General features: G+C 51.3%; 17 protein-coding genes. 13 read left to right on the top strand and 4 right to left on the bottom strand.

The genetic code is table 11. The features are described 5' to 3' along the window. Positions 1 to 105 precede the first annotated feature (105 nt). The 3 genes from ACOYW0_RS01545 (at position 106) to ACOYW0_RS01535 (ending at position 3,102) form a co-directional block, all read left to right on the top strand. On the top strand, positions 106 to 630 hold the full coding sequence (locus ACOYW0_RS01545; protein ID WP_482416831.1) for a MarR family winged helix-turn-helix transcriptional regulator: 525 nt from the start codon (positions 106 to 108) through the stop codon (positions 628 to 630). Between the two features lie 749 nt (positions 631 to 1,379). Beyond that, positions 1,380 to 2,492: a linear amide C-N hydrolase gene (locus ACOYW0_RS01540; protein ID WP_482416830.1), complete on the top strand. Its 1,113-nt coding sequence runs from the start codon at positions 1,380 to 1,382 to the stop codon at positions 2,490 to 2,492. A gap of 166 nt (positions 2,493 to 2,658) precedes the next feature. Then, positions 2,659 to 3,102, top strand: coding sequence for a hypothetical protein (locus ACOYW0_RS01535; RefSeq protein WP_482416829.1), 444 nt, complete (start codon positions 2,659 to 2,661; stop codon positions 3,100 to 3,102). 225 nt (positions 3,103 to 3,327) lie between these two features. Here ACOYW0_RS01535 and ACOYW0_RS01530 read toward each other — a convergent pair whose 3' ends face one another. After that, positions 3,328 to 3,579, bottom strand: coding sequence for an ABC transporter substrate binding protein (locus tag ACOYW0_RS01530; RefSeq protein WP_482416828.1), 252 nt, complete (start codon positions 3,577 to 3,579; stop codon positions 3,328 to 3,330). 392 nt (positions 3,580 to 3,971) lie between these two features. Here ACOYW0_RS01530 and ACOYW0_RS01525 point away from each other — a divergent pair, with 392 nt between their 5' ends. Continuing rightward, the gene (locus tag ACOYW0_RS01525) at positions 3,972 to 4,388 is read left to right on the top strand and encodes a hypothetical protein (protein WP_482416827.1); all 417 of its coding nucleotides are present in this window, start codon (positions 3,972 to 3,974) and stop codon (positions 4,386 to 4,388) included. 13 nt (positions 4,389 to 4,401) lie between these two features. Next, positions 4,402 to 5,088 carry a redoxin domain-containing protein gene (locus ACOYW0_RS01520; protein WP_482416826.1) on the top strand — a complete coding sequence of 229 codons (687 nt, stop codon included), beginning with the start codon at positions 4,402 to 4,404 and terminating at the stop codon, positions 5,086 to 5,088. A 118-nt stretch (positions 5,089 to 5,206) separates the two neighbouring features. Here the strand turns inward: ACOYW0_RS01520 and ACOYW0_RS01515 are convergent, their stop codons facing one another. Beyond that, on the bottom strand, positions 5,207 to 5,881 hold the full coding sequence (locus ACOYW0_RS01515; protein ID WP_482416825.1) for a hypothetical protein: 675 nt from the start codon (positions 5,879 to 5,881) through the stop codon (positions 5,207 to 5,209). 334 nt (positions 5,882 to 6,215) lie between these two features. Next, positions 6,216 to 7,658, bottom strand: a complete 1,443-nt coding sequence (locus ACOYW0_RS01510; RefSeq protein WP_482416824.1) for a hypothetical protein — start codon at positions 7,656 to 7,658, stop codon at positions 6,216 to 6,218. Between the two features lie 979 nt (positions 7,659 to 8,637). On the opposite strand from ACOYW0_RS01510, the gene ACOYW0_RS01505 reads away from it, so the two are divergent. The 6 genes from ACOYW0_RS01505 (at position 8,638) to ACOYW0_RS01480 (ending at position 12,977) form a co-directional block, all read left to right on the top strand. Then, a complete protein-coding gene (locus ACOYW0_RS01505; RefSeq protein ID WP_482416823.1) occupies positions 8,638 to 9,141 on the top strand; it encodes a GNAT family N-acetyltransferase in 504 nt (167 codons plus the stop codon). A gap of 105 nt (positions 9,142 to 9,246) precedes the next feature. Next, the gene (locus ACOYW0_RS01500) at positions 9,247 to 9,537 is read left to right on the top strand and encodes a putative quinol monooxygenase (RefSeq protein WP_180140736.1); all 291 of its coding nucleotides are present in this window, start codon (positions 9,247 to 9,249) and stop codon (positions 9,535 to 9,537) included. Between the two features lie 211 nt (positions 9,538 to 9,748). Further along, positions 9,749 to 10,345, top strand: a complete 597-nt coding sequence (locus tag ACOYW0_RS01495) for a DJ-1/PfpI family protein (protein ID WP_482416822.1) — start codon at positions 9,749 to 9,751, stop codon at positions 10,343 to 10,345. An 851-nt stretch (positions 10,346 to 11,196) separates the two neighbouring features. Continuing rightward, the gene (locus ACOYW0_RS01490; protein ID WP_482416821.1) at positions 11,197 to 11,502 is read left to right on the top strand and encodes a hypothetical protein; all 306 of its coding nucleotides are present in this window, start codon (positions 11,197 to 11,199) and stop codon (positions 11,500 to 11,502) included. 375 nt (positions 11,503 to 11,877) lie between these two features. Then, positions 11,878 to 12,417, top strand: a complete 540-nt coding sequence (locus tag ACOYW0_RS01485; RefSeq protein ID WP_482416820.1) for a GNAT family N-acetyltransferase — start codon at positions 11,878 to 11,880, stop codon at positions 12,415 to 12,417. Then, positions 12,405 to 12,977, top strand: coding sequence for an HD domain-containing protein (locus tag ACOYW0_RS01480; RefSeq protein ID WP_482416819.1), 573 nt, complete (start codon positions 12,405 to 12,407; stop codon positions 12,975 to 12,977). Before ACOYW0_RS01485 ends, ACOYW0_RS01480 begins: the two co-directional genes overlap by 13 nt. On the opposite strand, the gene ACOYW0_RS01475 is transcribed toward ACOYW0_RS01480, so the two are convergent. Further along, a complete protein-coding gene (locus tag ACOYW0_RS01475) occupies positions 12,974 to 13,243 on the bottom strand; it encodes a hypothetical protein (protein WP_180140754.1) in 270 nt (89 codons plus the stop codon). The genes ACOYW0_RS01480 and ACOYW0_RS01475 overlap by 4 nt on opposite strands. A 177-nt stretch (positions 13,244 to 13,420) precedes the next feature. On the opposite strand from ACOYW0_RS01475, the gene ACOYW0_RS01470 reads away from it, so the two are divergent. Next, a complete protein-coding gene (locus ACOYW0_RS01470; protein ID WP_180140756.1) occupies positions 13,421 to 13,777 on the top strand; it encodes a hypothetical protein in 357 nt (118 codons plus the stop codon). 215 nt (positions 13,778 to 13,992) lie between these two features. Further along, complete coding sequence (locus ACOYW0_RS01465) at positions 13,993 to 15,168, top strand: hypothetical protein (RefSeq protein WP_482416818.1); 1,176 nt, start codon at positions 13,993 to 13,995, stop codon at positions 15,166 to 15,168. Positions 15,169 to 15,276: the final 108 nt, after the last annotated feature.

The following is a 15,276-nucleotide window of genomic DNA, read 5'->3' as shown; positions in this document are numbered from 1 at the left end:
CGGCAGGGAGGCCGGGATATCTTTCGTTGACACCGCTCGTTAAGATTTTTACATATAGGCGCTTCAAGGCGAAGCTCCAAAAAACTGTAAAAGGCGGACGGCAACATGATAAAAAAAGAAATGCTCCAAGCACAACTTTCTTATGTGCGTGAACAGCAAGACATTGATGACTCCCTTTTTGAAACGACCATGAATTGGTTTTTGGAAGTGGAGAAACTTCATGAGATGCTGAAGCTGCTGACGGAAACCATCAGCGGCCAACCCAAGGGGCGTTTTGATATGCTCAGGGGGCTTTATCTTCACCCGGAAGGAATCATGAGGCCCGCTGACCTTGCAATCGTGGCCGAGATGACCCGGGCGTCCTCTTCCCACAACCTTGATGTGTTGGAACGGGACGGCCTTGTTCATCGAAAAACCGACCCCAACGATCGACGCTCTGCCATGGTCAGTCTGACGCCAAAAGGGCACAAGATCATGTCCGAAATCCTGCCCAGTTACCTGAAAGCCATCCAGGCCGTTGCTCAAACGACGTCTTCTCCCCTGACCGACGCTTCGATTTTAAGGATAAAGGGTTATAACGCCCATATTAAGGCCCTTGTCCAGTCCATGAAGGATTCCCAAAATAAATAGTCACATCGGACTTTCACCTCACCGGCAAAATTTGATTTTAGATAAAAAGCTGACATAGGCTCTTTTTTGAGTATTACACTCAGGATATGAAGAGCCTGTCCCGTTTTTTCTTTTTTATTTACAAGCCTGATTCCTTGTGAAATGCTTGCTTTTCGCAAGGAAGAAAAGATAGCTAGCATAAAGTCAAAATTTTTAGAGTTCTCCCCCCCTGTCAACCTGCTTATGTCACGCGAAACAGAAATTGTTTCGCTACTGGCCGATGACAAAGACCGCTGAGACGCTGTATGTCTCTGAATGTAGCGTCAAGATACACCTGAAAAATATATGTAAAAATGTCGGGACTGACAGCCGCATCGATACGCTGAAAAGAGAGCGGACGTTGAGCCTGCTTATCGTAACCTGAAGGGCTTCGATTTCTCAGTGTCCCTTGCGGTTTTCCTCGTTCATATGACCAAAAAATGTTTTTTTCAGAAATGTGACGGCTTTCCCGAAATGGAGGCAGGGCGTTTCGCAAAATATTCCATTCGGGGAATTTTCATGGCAGTTCAATGCTGTCTATGTTGGCTGCAATTACCTGCTGCACGATCAACGCATGGAAAGCCGTGGAGGATATCCATGGCATGGGCGACGCAAAGGCGTTTCATTGCATTGGTTTTGGTGGGTGTCGGTCGTGAAACAGGTGTGTGCAGTCACGTGTGCCGGTGACCGTACCGGCGATAATAAAAATCCATAATACGGGAGATCGATTCATGTTCGGACGTAAGTTGACGGGTTTGTTGACAGGTATCCTGCTGCTGTTCTTGTTTTGCTTTGCCTCTGCGGAGGCGTGCACCGGGGTGAGATTGATGGCGGAAGACGGATCGTGCGTCTATGGTCGTTCCATGGAATGGGGTGCCTTTGATTTGAACTCAAGGGTGGCCATTGTACCCCGCGGGTATGCATTCAGGGGGCTGACTCCGGATGGTAACAACGGCAAGGCGTGGGAATCGGTGTACGGGGTTGTTGCCCTGGATATGCTCAAAAAGGATACGCTCTCAGACGGCATGAATGAAAAGGGGCTCACGGCAGGGTTGTTCTACCATCCCGGCACTGCCGAGTACATGGCTTACGACCCCGTCAATGCAAAGGATACAATCACCGCAGTGGATGTGGTTGCCTATATCCTTACGCAATACGCCACCGTGGACGAGGTCAAAAAAGGGATGGAAGGGGTACGCCTTGTGGCCGTAGTGGAAGAGGCCCTGGAAATACCTGTGGACGCCCATTGGATCGTCACCGAACCCTCGGGCAAGTCCGTTGTTATCGAGTGCCTGAAAGGGAAAATTCGTTTTTTCGACAACCCCCTGGGAGTGATTACCAACTCGCCTTCCTATGACTGGCACATGACCAACCTCAGGAACTATGTAAAGCTCACTTCAGAGGAGGCCTCGGGCAAAGAACTTGAAGGTGTTGCGGTGAATCCCACAGGCGGAGCAAGTGGTATGATCGGGCTGCCCGGTGATTTTACGCCACCCTCCCGTTTTGTCCGGGCCGTTGCCTGGACCCAGACTGCACGCCCGACAAAGCATTCCAGTGAAACCGTCTACGAAGTGTTTCGGATTCTCGATAACTTTAACCTGCCCCTGGGATCAGGGGAAGGCTCCAATGAGGAAACGGTTGACCTGAAAGGGATGAGGAGTACAACCCTCTGGACCACGGCCTGGGACCAGAGTGAGCACAAGTTGTATTTCCATACGCAACACAACCGGCGGGTTCGAAAAGTGGACCTCGACCGCATCGATTTTACCAAAAATAGGATCTGGCACATCACCCTGGACTCCAAAAAAGAGCAGGATGTCTGGGATATAACCCCCTCTGTATAGAAGCTGTCCGCTTTACACGTAAAACGCCCCAGCCCTTCTTCAATGATGGACTGGGGTTGTTTTTTTCTTTTTGAAGAGTCTTTACAATCGTGAGAAATTTGTGCGAGTGTGAGCTCATAAGGAAAATCCGGTTCCTGCCATTATAATAAATTCAGGAGTTCACGACGTGAAAATAAACTTTACCAAAAAAGAGTTCAGGCAGCTTCTTGATCTTGTATATATTGCCAATTGGGTAATGAACGCTCGAAAAATTGAGAAGGACGCAGGTACAGAAAAATACGAGGAGCTTGTTCAAAAAGTATATTCCTTTGCCAAAGATTTTAAATACGAAAGTCTGATTGAATATAATAAGCAGCTTGAAGGGTTTTTCCCCACAAACCGGTTTGAAATGGACGAGGATGTTCATCACTACATAGATGAGTACGATGATGAGTGCTTTTGGGAATCATTGTGCCAAGAACTCGGTAAACGTGATTTTTTAGAAGAGGTTGGTAAGGAAGAGGCAGAAAAAATGGATTCCATCGACCGATTTACCGCAATCAATCAATGCGCCGAGAAGTACTCACGTGAGTTCGAAGAGAGCGGGATCAAAAACCTCAGGATCCCCTGATTGTCTGGTGTTGATCAAAGGGGCTTGAGAATTAAAAGGCGGCAGCCGGTTTTCCTCCTATAAGCTGTCCGGTTGTTGCGTCAGCCACTGCAACACAATGAATGATCACCATATGCTTCCAAAACCATCAAGGAATTTACCCCCCCCTCAGGACCGTCTCGAAGAAAAAAGCAGGTTTTTGACGCTATTCCTTGAGATCTGGAATGCCCAAAGACCTTGCCACTCTTATTCTCCTGATTTCAGAGCCCGCTTGGAGGTGAACAGGGTTGTGAATGTCTGCACGTCCTCGGGGCTTGTGAGACCGGGTGATTGGGCCCGCGCTAAGTTGATGCACCGTTTACCTCGGCGAGGAGTGGTGACGGCGAATTCATTTAGCGGCTGGCCCTCTAATATATAATCGGCCAGTGTACCTGCGTGGTAGCCCTGCTGGAACCCGGAGATTGCCTCGGAGAGCAACAGGCCGTCCCCAATGCTCATTTCCAGAATTTCACTCCCGGCAGACTAAAAGAAAGAGGGGACAGGTTCAAAGAACGCCTTTTGATGATACCTCGAAAAAAAGCCTGCCCCTTTCGTTTGTATGTTGTTTGAACATCATTGAAAAAATGTTAAGAATAGAATTGCCTGTGATTACAATGTGGTTTCAGACTCCGTTGGTCTAAGCCCTCATGCTGAAAACGGTTCTGCCGGTCAGTACCTGAAAAAGGCTTTTTGATCGTTTATCGGGCAACAGATTTTCATTTCACTTCAGTTTCCTCCCCTGCTCACTCAGAATGCCAATCTCCCTCACTCTTTTACATGCATGGAACGGCTGATTGTCGAATTGTTCGGTTGTTGGATTGCCTAAGAAAAAACTCTAAATGAGGTGACAGATGAATCTTTCTTTTGAAGCAAAAATTGTTTCAGGCATTACTCTTCTAACCATCCCCACGATAATTTATGGCGGAATTACGTTGCTCGGTGCACTCACAAAGGGTGTCGCCGGGTTGCCTCCGGGAACCCTTTCTCTGGATGAGACACAATGGGCTCTTTGGCGGGCAGGGCATGCCCATGCAGGGGTCTGGGTTATCCTGTCCCTGGTTTTACAGGTTCTTATAGACGCCACCAATCTTTCAGCTCCCACGATGTGGACCGCTCGCTTGAGCGCACCCCTTGCGGCGATAGCTGTTTCAGGTGGTTTTTTCGGCCTTGCTTTCTTCCCCGTGTTTCGATGGTTGATCTATTTTGGAGGGTTAGGCTTGGTTGTTGCCGTGGTGCTGACGGGTGTCGGGCTCTTGAAGAATTTATGAACCATGGGTACCCGTGGCACATGATTATCCCGAACGCTTTAACCCGGCGGTTTTGGCCTTGAATCCGCCGGAAGAATTTCAAAAGGAGGCAGCAATGATAAGCCTGCAGGAACATCTTAAAATCAGGGCGATCGACATACTCGATGAGAGGATCGAGCGAAAAATAACGCCCCTTGGCGAGAGCCTCCCCGATCAGGTTGTCACAACCTTTTCAGGTAAAAAATACAGTATCCTCGATTTAACGAAAGACAAGCCCCTGCTTCTCTGCTTTATGCGAGCCTCGTGGTGCCCATACTGCCGGGCCCAGGTCGCAATGCTCGATGGCATGGCTTCTGCCTTTAAAGCCATTGGTTGCGAGATTGCTGTCATAAGCAGAGAGACAGCCGAGGAGTCGACCTTTTCATCAACCAACGTGATTTTGATAAGCGACACCACCAACGCGTTGGGGCGAAAGCTCGGCATGACCTATTATGCCATGGAGGAGATGGTCCGGATTTATGGTCAACTGAGCATTGAAGGGGCCGTGGAAGGGTACTGGGATACAAGTGAGCTGAATGTCCCCGCGACATACATCGTCGGCCAGGGGGCTGCTCAAATACTCTTCAAACATGCAAAACGGGACTATACCCAGCGTGCAACGGGCTCCGCCATTATCCGTGAACTCACACGGATTAACCAGGTGGCGTTTGGCGGCGATTAGGTTCGCGGTTGGCCGTCTTGTTTTTTTTGTTTGGATTTTTGGCCGAAAAGACAGGCTACGCGACGATCAGGACGTGCAGCAAAAGCAAGCCCACAATACAGAGCCTGTCCACAAACGCCTAATGTTGGAATGTTTGCGCAACGACAACTTCTACGCTGGCCAGGTCAAACTCACGCTGGACATTAATTTTGCCTTCACCCGAGGCGATGAGGGTGGCTCGATCTTGATCGATATCGAAAATATCTATTTTAAAGCGTTCAGATTTGATTAAGACGTCTTTGAACGTATAATTGAACATGTTTTTACTTTCCATCCCATCGATGTTACCCCATCCACCGTCTTCTGATTTTTTCTTTGGGGGATATGCAATTTGGGTGTTGTCGGAAAACGTGATCAGATAGCCGATATCTGGCGCGCCGGCTTCATCGGTGACTCTATTGGCTTCATCCCAGTAATTCCCACTTTTATCTGTTGGCTTTACCATGACAGACAGGGTCCCCAATACCGGGAACGTACAGCTGTTTGTGCCAATTTCGGGGCCAGGATTCCTCTCGGTGGTATTCGCCGTTGGGTTATTGATCGTATAGTGGTTCGTTATGATATTGCTGTGGTTGTTGGCGGTTCCTCCGTTTTGGGCAATGCTGCTGTTTTTGGTATTGTCTCCACTGCCAAAGGAAACCTGGTTGTCACCAATTCTCGATAACGAACTGTCGCTGATTGACGACTGGCACCCTGTGGATACCAGGGCGCAAGCTGTAAGGGTCATAAGAGCTTTTAATGCGGGCGTTTTCATTGTTGGTTTCCTTTCGCTTCAACAGAATCAGGCTTTGTTGGCGTCATTGACGCTTGGGTTGATAAGTCGATCGGTCCACACAGGAATCTCCTCCACAGAAGCAAAAAAAATTTGACAACTGACATGTTGATGAAATCCCGGAGCTGGATTCATGGGAGCCCGGCTCCGGGATGAGGACGTTTTTCAAAAGGTGCAGGCTAATCCTTCCCCGGATTTCAGGCGAGGTGCTGTTGAATTCGAATTCAACACCGAAAAAAGTGGCGTATGTTCGAATGCATAAAGGCCGAAAAACCGTGTTTACGAATTACCCATTGCCTGATGTATTGTCCTCCGTTCAGCTCTCTTCATCGTTGTAATTTACAGTGTCCATCGTGAGAGAAATACGGGCATAACTGGAAATACTCTCACATTTGTTGTAGTTTTTTGGATATTTAGTCCAGAAGTAGTTAACTCCCTGTCTACCATAATAGTCCAAAACCCCGGTTCGTGTCTCATCGGCTTTGGCGTACCAGACGCATTCAGAATCGGGTTTGAGGAGTTGTGTGGAAAGGGACGGCCAGCCTCGGACCCGCTCCCCGTTGGGGAAATTATAGTAGAAAAATTTGGACATGTCGTCGTTCCAGCCGTCGGCAAATAGGTTGAGGGCGTTGATCTCGGTGTCGCCCCCAACGATGTGGGTATTGTGATAGAAGATGATACCGTTGTCTCCCCTTGATTCGGTTAGTGTTTTGAAGTCCAAAGATTCCTTGGTGTGGCTTGCGTTCTTGCCGTAGGAGAAGCTGAGGCTGCCTTCGGGCCCTTCGGGGCCGCCGCCTCCCGTGAAACCGATATCCCAACTGTAACCCGCACTGATGGTGACGTTATTGGCCTGATTGATGGGAACATAGTCCTGGATGAATCCCAACACGTCATCAACAGGGTTGAATTCGACGGCTGTAACGGATTGTGCCCAGCCCCTGTGTTTATGGTCGTTGCGGATCATCTGTTCTCCACCAGGCACAGGGTCGAATCCGAATCCTCCCACCACCGTGTTGAGTATTTTGACCTTGGCTGGTTCGTCGGCTGCGAGCAGCTTGAAGGTGGTCGAGTACCTGAAACGAAGTGTTTGTGTCTTTTCTGGTTGCTCTCCAGACGGATCCTTTCTGACTTGGTTGACCCAGTCACTTTCCCAGATGTGCGACCATGTACGGTTGTCAGGAATGTCGCTTTGGTGGAAAGGATCATTGTGCAAGCTGCCAAGCTTGTGTTCCACATGTTCCATGTCACCAAGGTCCTCAACAAGGCGAGTTTCGAGCCTGTCGTCCGTGATTTTTGTTGTGGTGGCTGTCGGAAGAGGGGACTCCTGTTGTATCGCTTCATCCTCACCGTTCCCTCGTTGGTCTTCCGGGATTTCAGTTTGAATTAGTTTAGACTCTTCACTGATGGCGGATGGATCCATATAGGACATGGAGTAGAAGAACCGGCCTTTTCCCTGGAGAAGAAGTGCCGCTTCAACTTTTTCTGCGCCACACCCGGACAGTTCCGTGAGAAGTTTGACCGTAGGGCTTTCGATGATGATGGGAATGCCTCTTTTCAGAGCTGTGGCTACGCGCTCATCCCGAATGGCTTCGGCTTCACCGAAAGATTCGGTATCGACGAACAAAAGGTTGTGGCCGTCGACCTGAGACGTCCGGGGGCTTTCCGTTTTGACGAATTCTCCAGAGACGCTGTTGTTTTTTTCAAGGGCGTCTCGGAGGGCGGAATGCGTGTTGCTCAAGATAACCAGGTTACGTTTCATGACTTTTGACTCCTTTCACGTTATGGTGTTGATGAATTATCGCCCCGGATCAGGCATCGGGATTGATGGACCTGACCCTTAAAGCGAATGGGGCCTGTAGAAATCGTCGAATAATGAATTAAGGTGTGTTCTCTTTTTTTAAGATCTGAGTTCTAAAACGTTTGATTTTGTTTTCAGGTGCCCTTTATCTACTTGGCTGTATTGAACCGCTTATGTCTTTTTCGCTAAATGCTGACGCAATAAAATTTCAGGAGGGCGATGTGGTGCATATGGTTCTCTTTTAAGCCAATGAATTTGATGCGTAAATCCCCCGAAAGAGAGATTTTTATGACCTTTTTTCTACCTATTTTGGGGTATGTTGTGCAGTAATAATTTGAAATTAATGATTTTTCCTTAGAAGGGGATTATGGTCGAAAAACGAATTTTGTTTTCGATTTGTTCTTTGCACGGAGGTAATGGATTTTAGGGCATGGTGAACGGACGTGTAGCGATACCGTTGAGATTCATGGTTTCTTGCCTGGAATAAAAGGATCGTTGGGATGGTCGAGACTATTTCTTGGGGCGTGTTAATTGCCTTCCTATGGCATGTCGATGCCGTATTAGCCGCTGGAAGTATTTGTTTTTCAATTTTCAGGTAATGTTAGATGATGGAATACTCCCCCAAATGGGGGATTGGGTATGTTTGTCTACCCCTTTTGGGAGGAAGGGTGTGTTTATCTACACCTTTTGGGGGAGATGGCGGCGTTGCACAACGAAAAAAGGCGTCATTTTGACAGTAAGGAATACGCAGATAAATGTGAATATGGCTTTTGGCTTTTTTGTGAGGGCCGGGTATGATGTTGACGTTTGGAGATAAACCGGTACCTTGGCATCGCCTGGAGACGAAGGATCATACGATGTGCCATTAACGGCGGTGATTTTGATCATCGTAGTATCCCGTTGGTGTTTTCCATTGGTGGGCAGTGATAAGGAGTTCGGTATGCAATCCATAGATGTTCGGGAATTCGTTCCCCAGGATCGGGTCGTCGAAAAAATCGCGTTGCTGCCGGTGTTGCTTGAGATCTGGAATGCTCCCGATAACCTGATGTATTTGTCCCTGACCCTTCTCCCGTTTGAGCCGGACGTCGTTGAGTCATGGCTTCAACACCACAAAGAGCATGGGGGGCGATATTTCTGCGCATTGGACGATCTGGGCGAGATCCTGGGCGTGTTGGTCGCTAAGGTGAATTCGCTGGATGGGTTTGAAATTTATGGTGTCGGCGTGCTGCCGCATCGAAAAGGAGAGGGGCTCGGGCGGCTCTTGGTGAAGCACGCCGTGGAGGTTGCGATTTTTCTCGGCTTTAAGGATGTTCGCGCCCTGGTGTTCGCGGACAACGCGGCCATGCTGTGCCTTTTGGTCAGGTTGGGCTTTGTACCCACTGCCATGCAGTACCATATACGATCCGACGGTGCCGATGCCGTTGTTCTTAAAACGTATCTTTAGTGGGGATGGTCCACGGGCAGAGTACGCTCAGCTTTTTCTCATTGCTTTTGGGGGACGAAGCTTTTTTTAGAGCATGCCCCGGCATTATTCCCAAGGAGGCTTGACATGTCACAAGAACTGATCATTGTCGCCAGAATCGAGGCAAAAAGTGAACAAATCGGCCTGGTCAAGGGGGAGCTGCTAAAGCTTCTTGTTCCGACCCGGAAGGAGGAGGGCTGCCTTCAGTATGATCTCCACCAGGACAACGAAAACCCGGCGGTCTTCCTGTTCTACGAACGATGGGAAAGCCGCGAATTATGGCAGGTGCATATGAACAGCGCCCATCTTGCCGAGTATCTGAAGGCAACGGAAGATGCGGTTGCGCTGTTTGCCGTGAACGAAATGTCAAAGGTGTAGCCGGGGGCGATACACTGCAAGACATCAGAGCTGCAGTTGGTGAGGGGGGGCTGATCGTTTTGAAAAGCGCAACCCCTCTGGCCTGGAAGGTGGCATCCATCGGCAGGCTTGGACCAGGAGCATCGATGTTGCCACCCGAAGGTGGCGTCATTTTTTCATCTATCAGGCTGGCCACCGGCCGGGATGGAATAAGAAGAAAGGACTTGTGTGCATGAAACGCGTGTATGTGCTTGTGTTTGACGGGTATGCTGATTGGGAGCTGGGCAACGTCCTTGCCGAAGTTCGGCGGTTGGGCAAGGCCGAGGTGGTAAGCGTGGGGTTTACAGAAGACATTGTCGTTTCCATGGGAGGGTTGCGTGTGATCCCGGACATGCCCCTCTTCCAGGTCGAGCCGGGAGATATCTCCCTGTTCATCCTGCCCGGGGGCTACCTGTGGGAAAAGGGGTACCCAAGGGATGAATTAGAGCCGTTCCTCAAAAGCCTGGAGGCGTCCGGTACTCCCATTGCCGCCATCTGCGCGGCCACCACGGTTCTTGCACGGGCCGGGATCCTCAAGGGCAGGGAGCATACCAGCAACTCGCCCGTCTATCTGGAAAAAATGGCCTCCGGCCACACCGACCCGAAGCTTTATGTGGATGCCCTTGCCGTCAGGGACAGGCAGGTGATTACCGCAAGCGGGCTGGGCGCCGTGGATTTTACGGTGCAGGTGCTGGAAGAGCTGGCGCTGTCCACACCGGAGGCGAGGCAGGTCTGGTATGACGCATTCAAAAAGGGAGAGTACCCTGACGATTTTGATCATGAGGGCTAAAGAGCTGGCAAGGCATACAAAGCCGGTTGCCGTATCTTCAGCGCATATGTCTTGAATATGGGTGCTCTGGATGCGTGACCTGTCCGGAGCAACCCTCGCAGGCCCGTTCAGGCCATGAAAACAGACGATTTTTTCTGGGGAAAGTGCGTGGCCTTAACCGGTGTGGCGGGATGCAACATCCTGCATTTTGGGATGAAAAATATTGACATTCCCAAAAGAGGAACTTATGGTAGGCGGTAATAACTAGTTATTGCATGTGTGAGGAGCGACCCGACAGGATGGTGCAACATCCTGCCAGGCCTAACCAGAACAACCTTAAAAGGAGGTCGTCATGGCTAAGCGGTTTTTTACACCACCCCCCAATCCATTTCAAGTCGTATTTTACTTACCCCATTCCACGTTAACCCCTTTCAACACACCGTGTTGCCGCGTTTTGTGGCCCCTGGGTGCGCCTGTGCCTGACTAACAGGCGGGAAGACGCATCTTCGGAACTCGGCGCCATGTCTCAAAGCCCTGTCGTCAGGGTTTTTCCTCTCCTGATCTCACCGAAGGTGCGTTTGCCTTTCACGGATATGCCCGGGGCTGTCTCATTTGCCTTGAGCCGTGTCACACGCACAGAAAAAATCGCCGGATTTGCTTATGTGATTTCTTGGGCGATGGATCGTGGGCGCTACGCCACGGGTGTCCCCATGGCCACGGATCCGTAAAGACGGCGAAAGGATGCGCGTTGCCCGGGCATTTAGCAGAAAAACGGCACGGCGGTGGTGCGTTTGCTCCTGCAGGATGAGCGCCTTCAGCCGTTGTTGTGTGCCGCTTCCGTCACACCGCACTCACAAAAAAGGAGGGTCGCCATGACCTTGCCCGAGATCCAACCCATCCCCGGAATGTTTTCCGGTTCCGACGTATCCGAGCTTTGCGACGCCATCAAGGATGTCCACCGCCTGCTGGTCTCCGTGGGCGGGTTTTATTCTGAGCTGGACGGGGCAGAAGACCCCGGCGGCAACGGCCTGCAGATCGATTTCAAGAAGTGGGGCATCCGGACCATCACCGAAGACCTTCTCTCCCGGCAGTTTGGGATGATCGACCGGATTGTCTCATTTTACAAGGAGGAACAGCAGAGAATGAAAGCCTCTTCCGGAGGTCGGCAGGTGCGGTAATCTTACGCTTAATCAGGGGCGTATTCGGCGAAAGGCAGCATGGCAATATCCGGGTCGGACGACACTTTCCTCCTCAACGGGGGCAACCACAAAAACGAGAGCTTTGTAAATTATCCCTTTGCCATATTTCGGGATATGTGGGAACAAGATGTTGCCGTCAATGACTCGTGGGACAACAAACTGCTCCGGCTGGCGTGGTGGGACCTTGACGAAGAGACTCTGAAACCAATGATCCCCGTTCTCATGGGAGGAGACAGGCAAGCCCTTGAAAGGCTTGTTACCCGGGTTTGCCCCCGGCCCTGACCGGTTTGCCCTCCTGTGCACGGTGGGGGAGGGTGCTGAAATGGAAAAATCAGAAACCAGGCGGAAACATTCATGACAGAAATCGTGCCCTATTCAGAGATGTACCTTTCCGGGATCGTGGAGATGATCCTGTCCATTCAACGCGAGGAATTCCAGATCGATATTACCCTTGCCGATCAACCCGATCTGCTGGAGATCCCGTCCTTTTATCAACAAGGAAACGGCAACTTCTGGGTGGCCGTAAGCGAAGAAGAGGTTGTGGGCACCGTGTCGCTGCTGGATATCGGCGGCGGGAAAGCGGCCTTGCGAAAAATGTTCGTCAAGAAAGCCTTCCGGGGGGCGACGCACGGGGTGGCGGAACGCCTGCTCACAACCCTTCTGGCATGGGGGGCCTCAACGGGAATCGACGGTATCTACCTTGGGACCACGTCGGCATTTAAGGCAGCCCATCGGTTTTACGAAAAACACGGGTTTCTTGAAATCCCGGCATCTGCGCTGCCCCCTTCGTTCCCGAAGATGGCCGTGGACACGAAATTCTACACGCAGGCGATTGCTGCGGAAGCTGCCGTCACACCAATTGGGGGAGACCAAAGACAGTTATGGACGCACTGACCGATTTTTTGCTGGAACTCGATGCCCTGAAGCTCGTAAACCGAAGAACCTACATTGCGGGCGGCAAGCGCCTTGAAAATTCTGCGGAGCACTCCTGGCACCTGGCCATGGCCTGCTGGCTGATCGCCAATCATCTGAAGCGAGACGTCTCCATGGAAAAACTCATCAAGCTTGCCCTCGTCCATGACCTGGGGGAGATTGACCCCGGGGATACCTTTCTCTACGACAGCGCGCGAAATGCAGCGCCGGACCTGGAGAGGAAATGCGTGGCAAGGCTTGCGGCCCATGGCGGAAACACCATCAACGATCTTGCCGAGCTGTGGGACGAGCAGGAACTCGGGAACTCCAGGGAAGCCGCCTTGTTGAAGGTGGTGGACCGGTTGCTCCCTTTTCTGCATAACCTGGCAAGCCATGGACAGGCATGGAAGGACCACGGGATCACAAAAAGCCAGGTTATGGAAGCCCATGCCTTCATAAAAGACGTAGAACCGGATATCTACGCCTGGTTTCTCCAGAATCTGGAAACCGCCGTCAATAATGGCTGGTTGCTGAAAAACTAACCTCGGATCCCGGTGGGGCGTTCAATGCGGTTGGATTTTGAACGCTGTTTTTTATTGCTTAAGTTTTTTGGATTGAGTAAAAAAGGCGATTCAATCATGCCCTTGTCTGGAAGGGTTGATCCTCCTTTATTACGTATGGAAACCTCAAAGGCGTTTTGGTTATGTCCTCTCCCCGGAATTCGAAACAGTTCACGGAGCCCTGGTACACCGCTTACTACTTTCTTCAACAGGATATCGACATCCGGTGCCCGGAATGCGACGGGCACGCCATCTCCAGAGGCAAATCCGAGTATTTGCTCCCCTGGTGCCCCACAGGCACGCGGGTGGTCTGCACCCGATGTTCGTACACCAGGACGTGTGAGCATTTTTCCTGGTCGGGGCCCGTCAAAGGCTTCGGCCGTCGTCCCTGCAGCGCGTGCGGTCACAAGTGGGTGAACGCTCGGGTGAATTGTGAATCGACCCCGCAAAGGCCCTTCAACACGGTTGAGGCTCCCTGCCCGGAGTGTGGTGCCGTCAATGTTGTGGACATCTCGTGGTCCATTGATTTTTTCAGCGGCAGACCCCTTGACCCGTATAACGGGGAGCGGCTCTGGTATGTTGATGACGTCAGGGGCAATGAGATATGGGCATACAATACGGCGCATCTGACGTATCTCAGAGAGTATATCTCTTCTTCCCTGAGGGAACGGGGAGATCATGCCGGAAAATACTCCATCATCACGAATCTCCCCGCGTGGATGAAGAGTAAAAAGAACCGGGACGATGTGATAAAAACGCTGGACAGATTGATGAAGATGTAGGAACAAGCGGGAACGGCCTGCCAGGGGCGACATCAATCGTTACTTATTCTTATGCATCCTCTTCAGCTCAAAATTGTCTCCGGCGGATCGTGGGCCAAACGGTATCGACTGGTAGTAAAATGACCCTTGCGTTGCCGGGACGAAATGGGTATCTGCATTCGCCCTTCCAAGGAGCGTACGATGGAACCGGTTTTTTTCAAAGAGTGCGGCGCCCCATGATCGGCAGGTTTGCTGAAAGCAGAACCCGTGTCCTGCTCCTTGCGCTGATGGGTTACTCGCTGGCCATGCTCCCGCTTTCCGTTTTGTTCGGCCTGGCCACGGGGGATATTTACAAGGGCTACCTTCAAAAGCCCAACTGGTTTCTCTTCCCCCTGTTCTGGCTTCCGGGCCTGTATCTTTACCGGTCGACCTGGGACCAGTTCATCGCGTCATGGAAAGACCTGTTTGCCAACGGGTGTGTCGTGAACAGCTGCGATGGCGGGGTGCCCGCGTGCAGGAACGACTTTGTAAACCATATCGACCGCTACCGGAAATATATCCTTATTCTCTCCTCCCTGCTGGCCGTTGTCATCATGGCCCTGGACACGGCAGACCTGGTGGGGCTCTATCTTGACCCGCCCGACCATGTGTACCTGTTGAAGGGGGAAGAGGGCAGCGGCAAGTCTACAGGTGGCCGTTTCCTGGCCGAGCCACAAGGCTGGCGCGAGGTATCAGACGGGACAATTCCCTTGCCGGAGGTGACACACCGGGTTGAGGACGCCTCCTGGACGGAGGCGTGGTTGTTCAGGCGTCATCCGGGCGAAAAGAACCCGGGCAAGTGGAGCAACCTGATCTTTGTGTGTCTGGCCTATACCCAGCAATACATCATCATTGTCGTGGGGGTGGCGTCTCTGTTTCATATCTGGGCCCATCTTGCCTTGTTTGTCTGGTTCGACAGCATGTCATTTGCCCGGCGGCATGGGGTCGTTCTAAGGCTCGACCCTTACTCGTCCATCCGTGAGTTTGGCCTGGAACGCTGGAACCAGGCGTTGAACATGATCTACTGGGCCCTGTCCCCCGCCCTTGTCATTCCCATTGTCTCCAAGGCTTCCCAGAGTGCAACCGGAGCCTCGGACATGGGCCAGAAGATGATCCAATGGCTTGTGCCGCTTTTGTTTCTTTCACCCATGCTTTTTACCATCATCGCCAGGCAGAAAAAGGTCATGGCGCTCTGGTCTGTGATCCGTCAGGAGGAGGACAGGGACAAAATCGAGGCGTACCACAAGCAGCTGCTCTGGCCCCTGGACAGGAACTGGGCGTCCAAGCTCGGTATCATTATCGCGTTTTCCCTGCTGGTCTTTCTGGTGGGAGACATGTTGACGGAGATCGGTGTCGACAAACTCATCAAGTAGCCATAGCCCGGAGGATCGACCCGCTCTCACCTGCTGAATTCGTGTCGTCATTTGAGTCTGTATCTTGTTACCGCTGAGCAAACCCGTATATTTCATGAGAAAACAACC

The organism is Desulfoluna sp. HI9BLuna, assembly GCF_056829775.1.
Note: the sequence above shows the minus strand (reverse complement) of the source record. Positions and strands in the feature narration are given on the sequence as shown.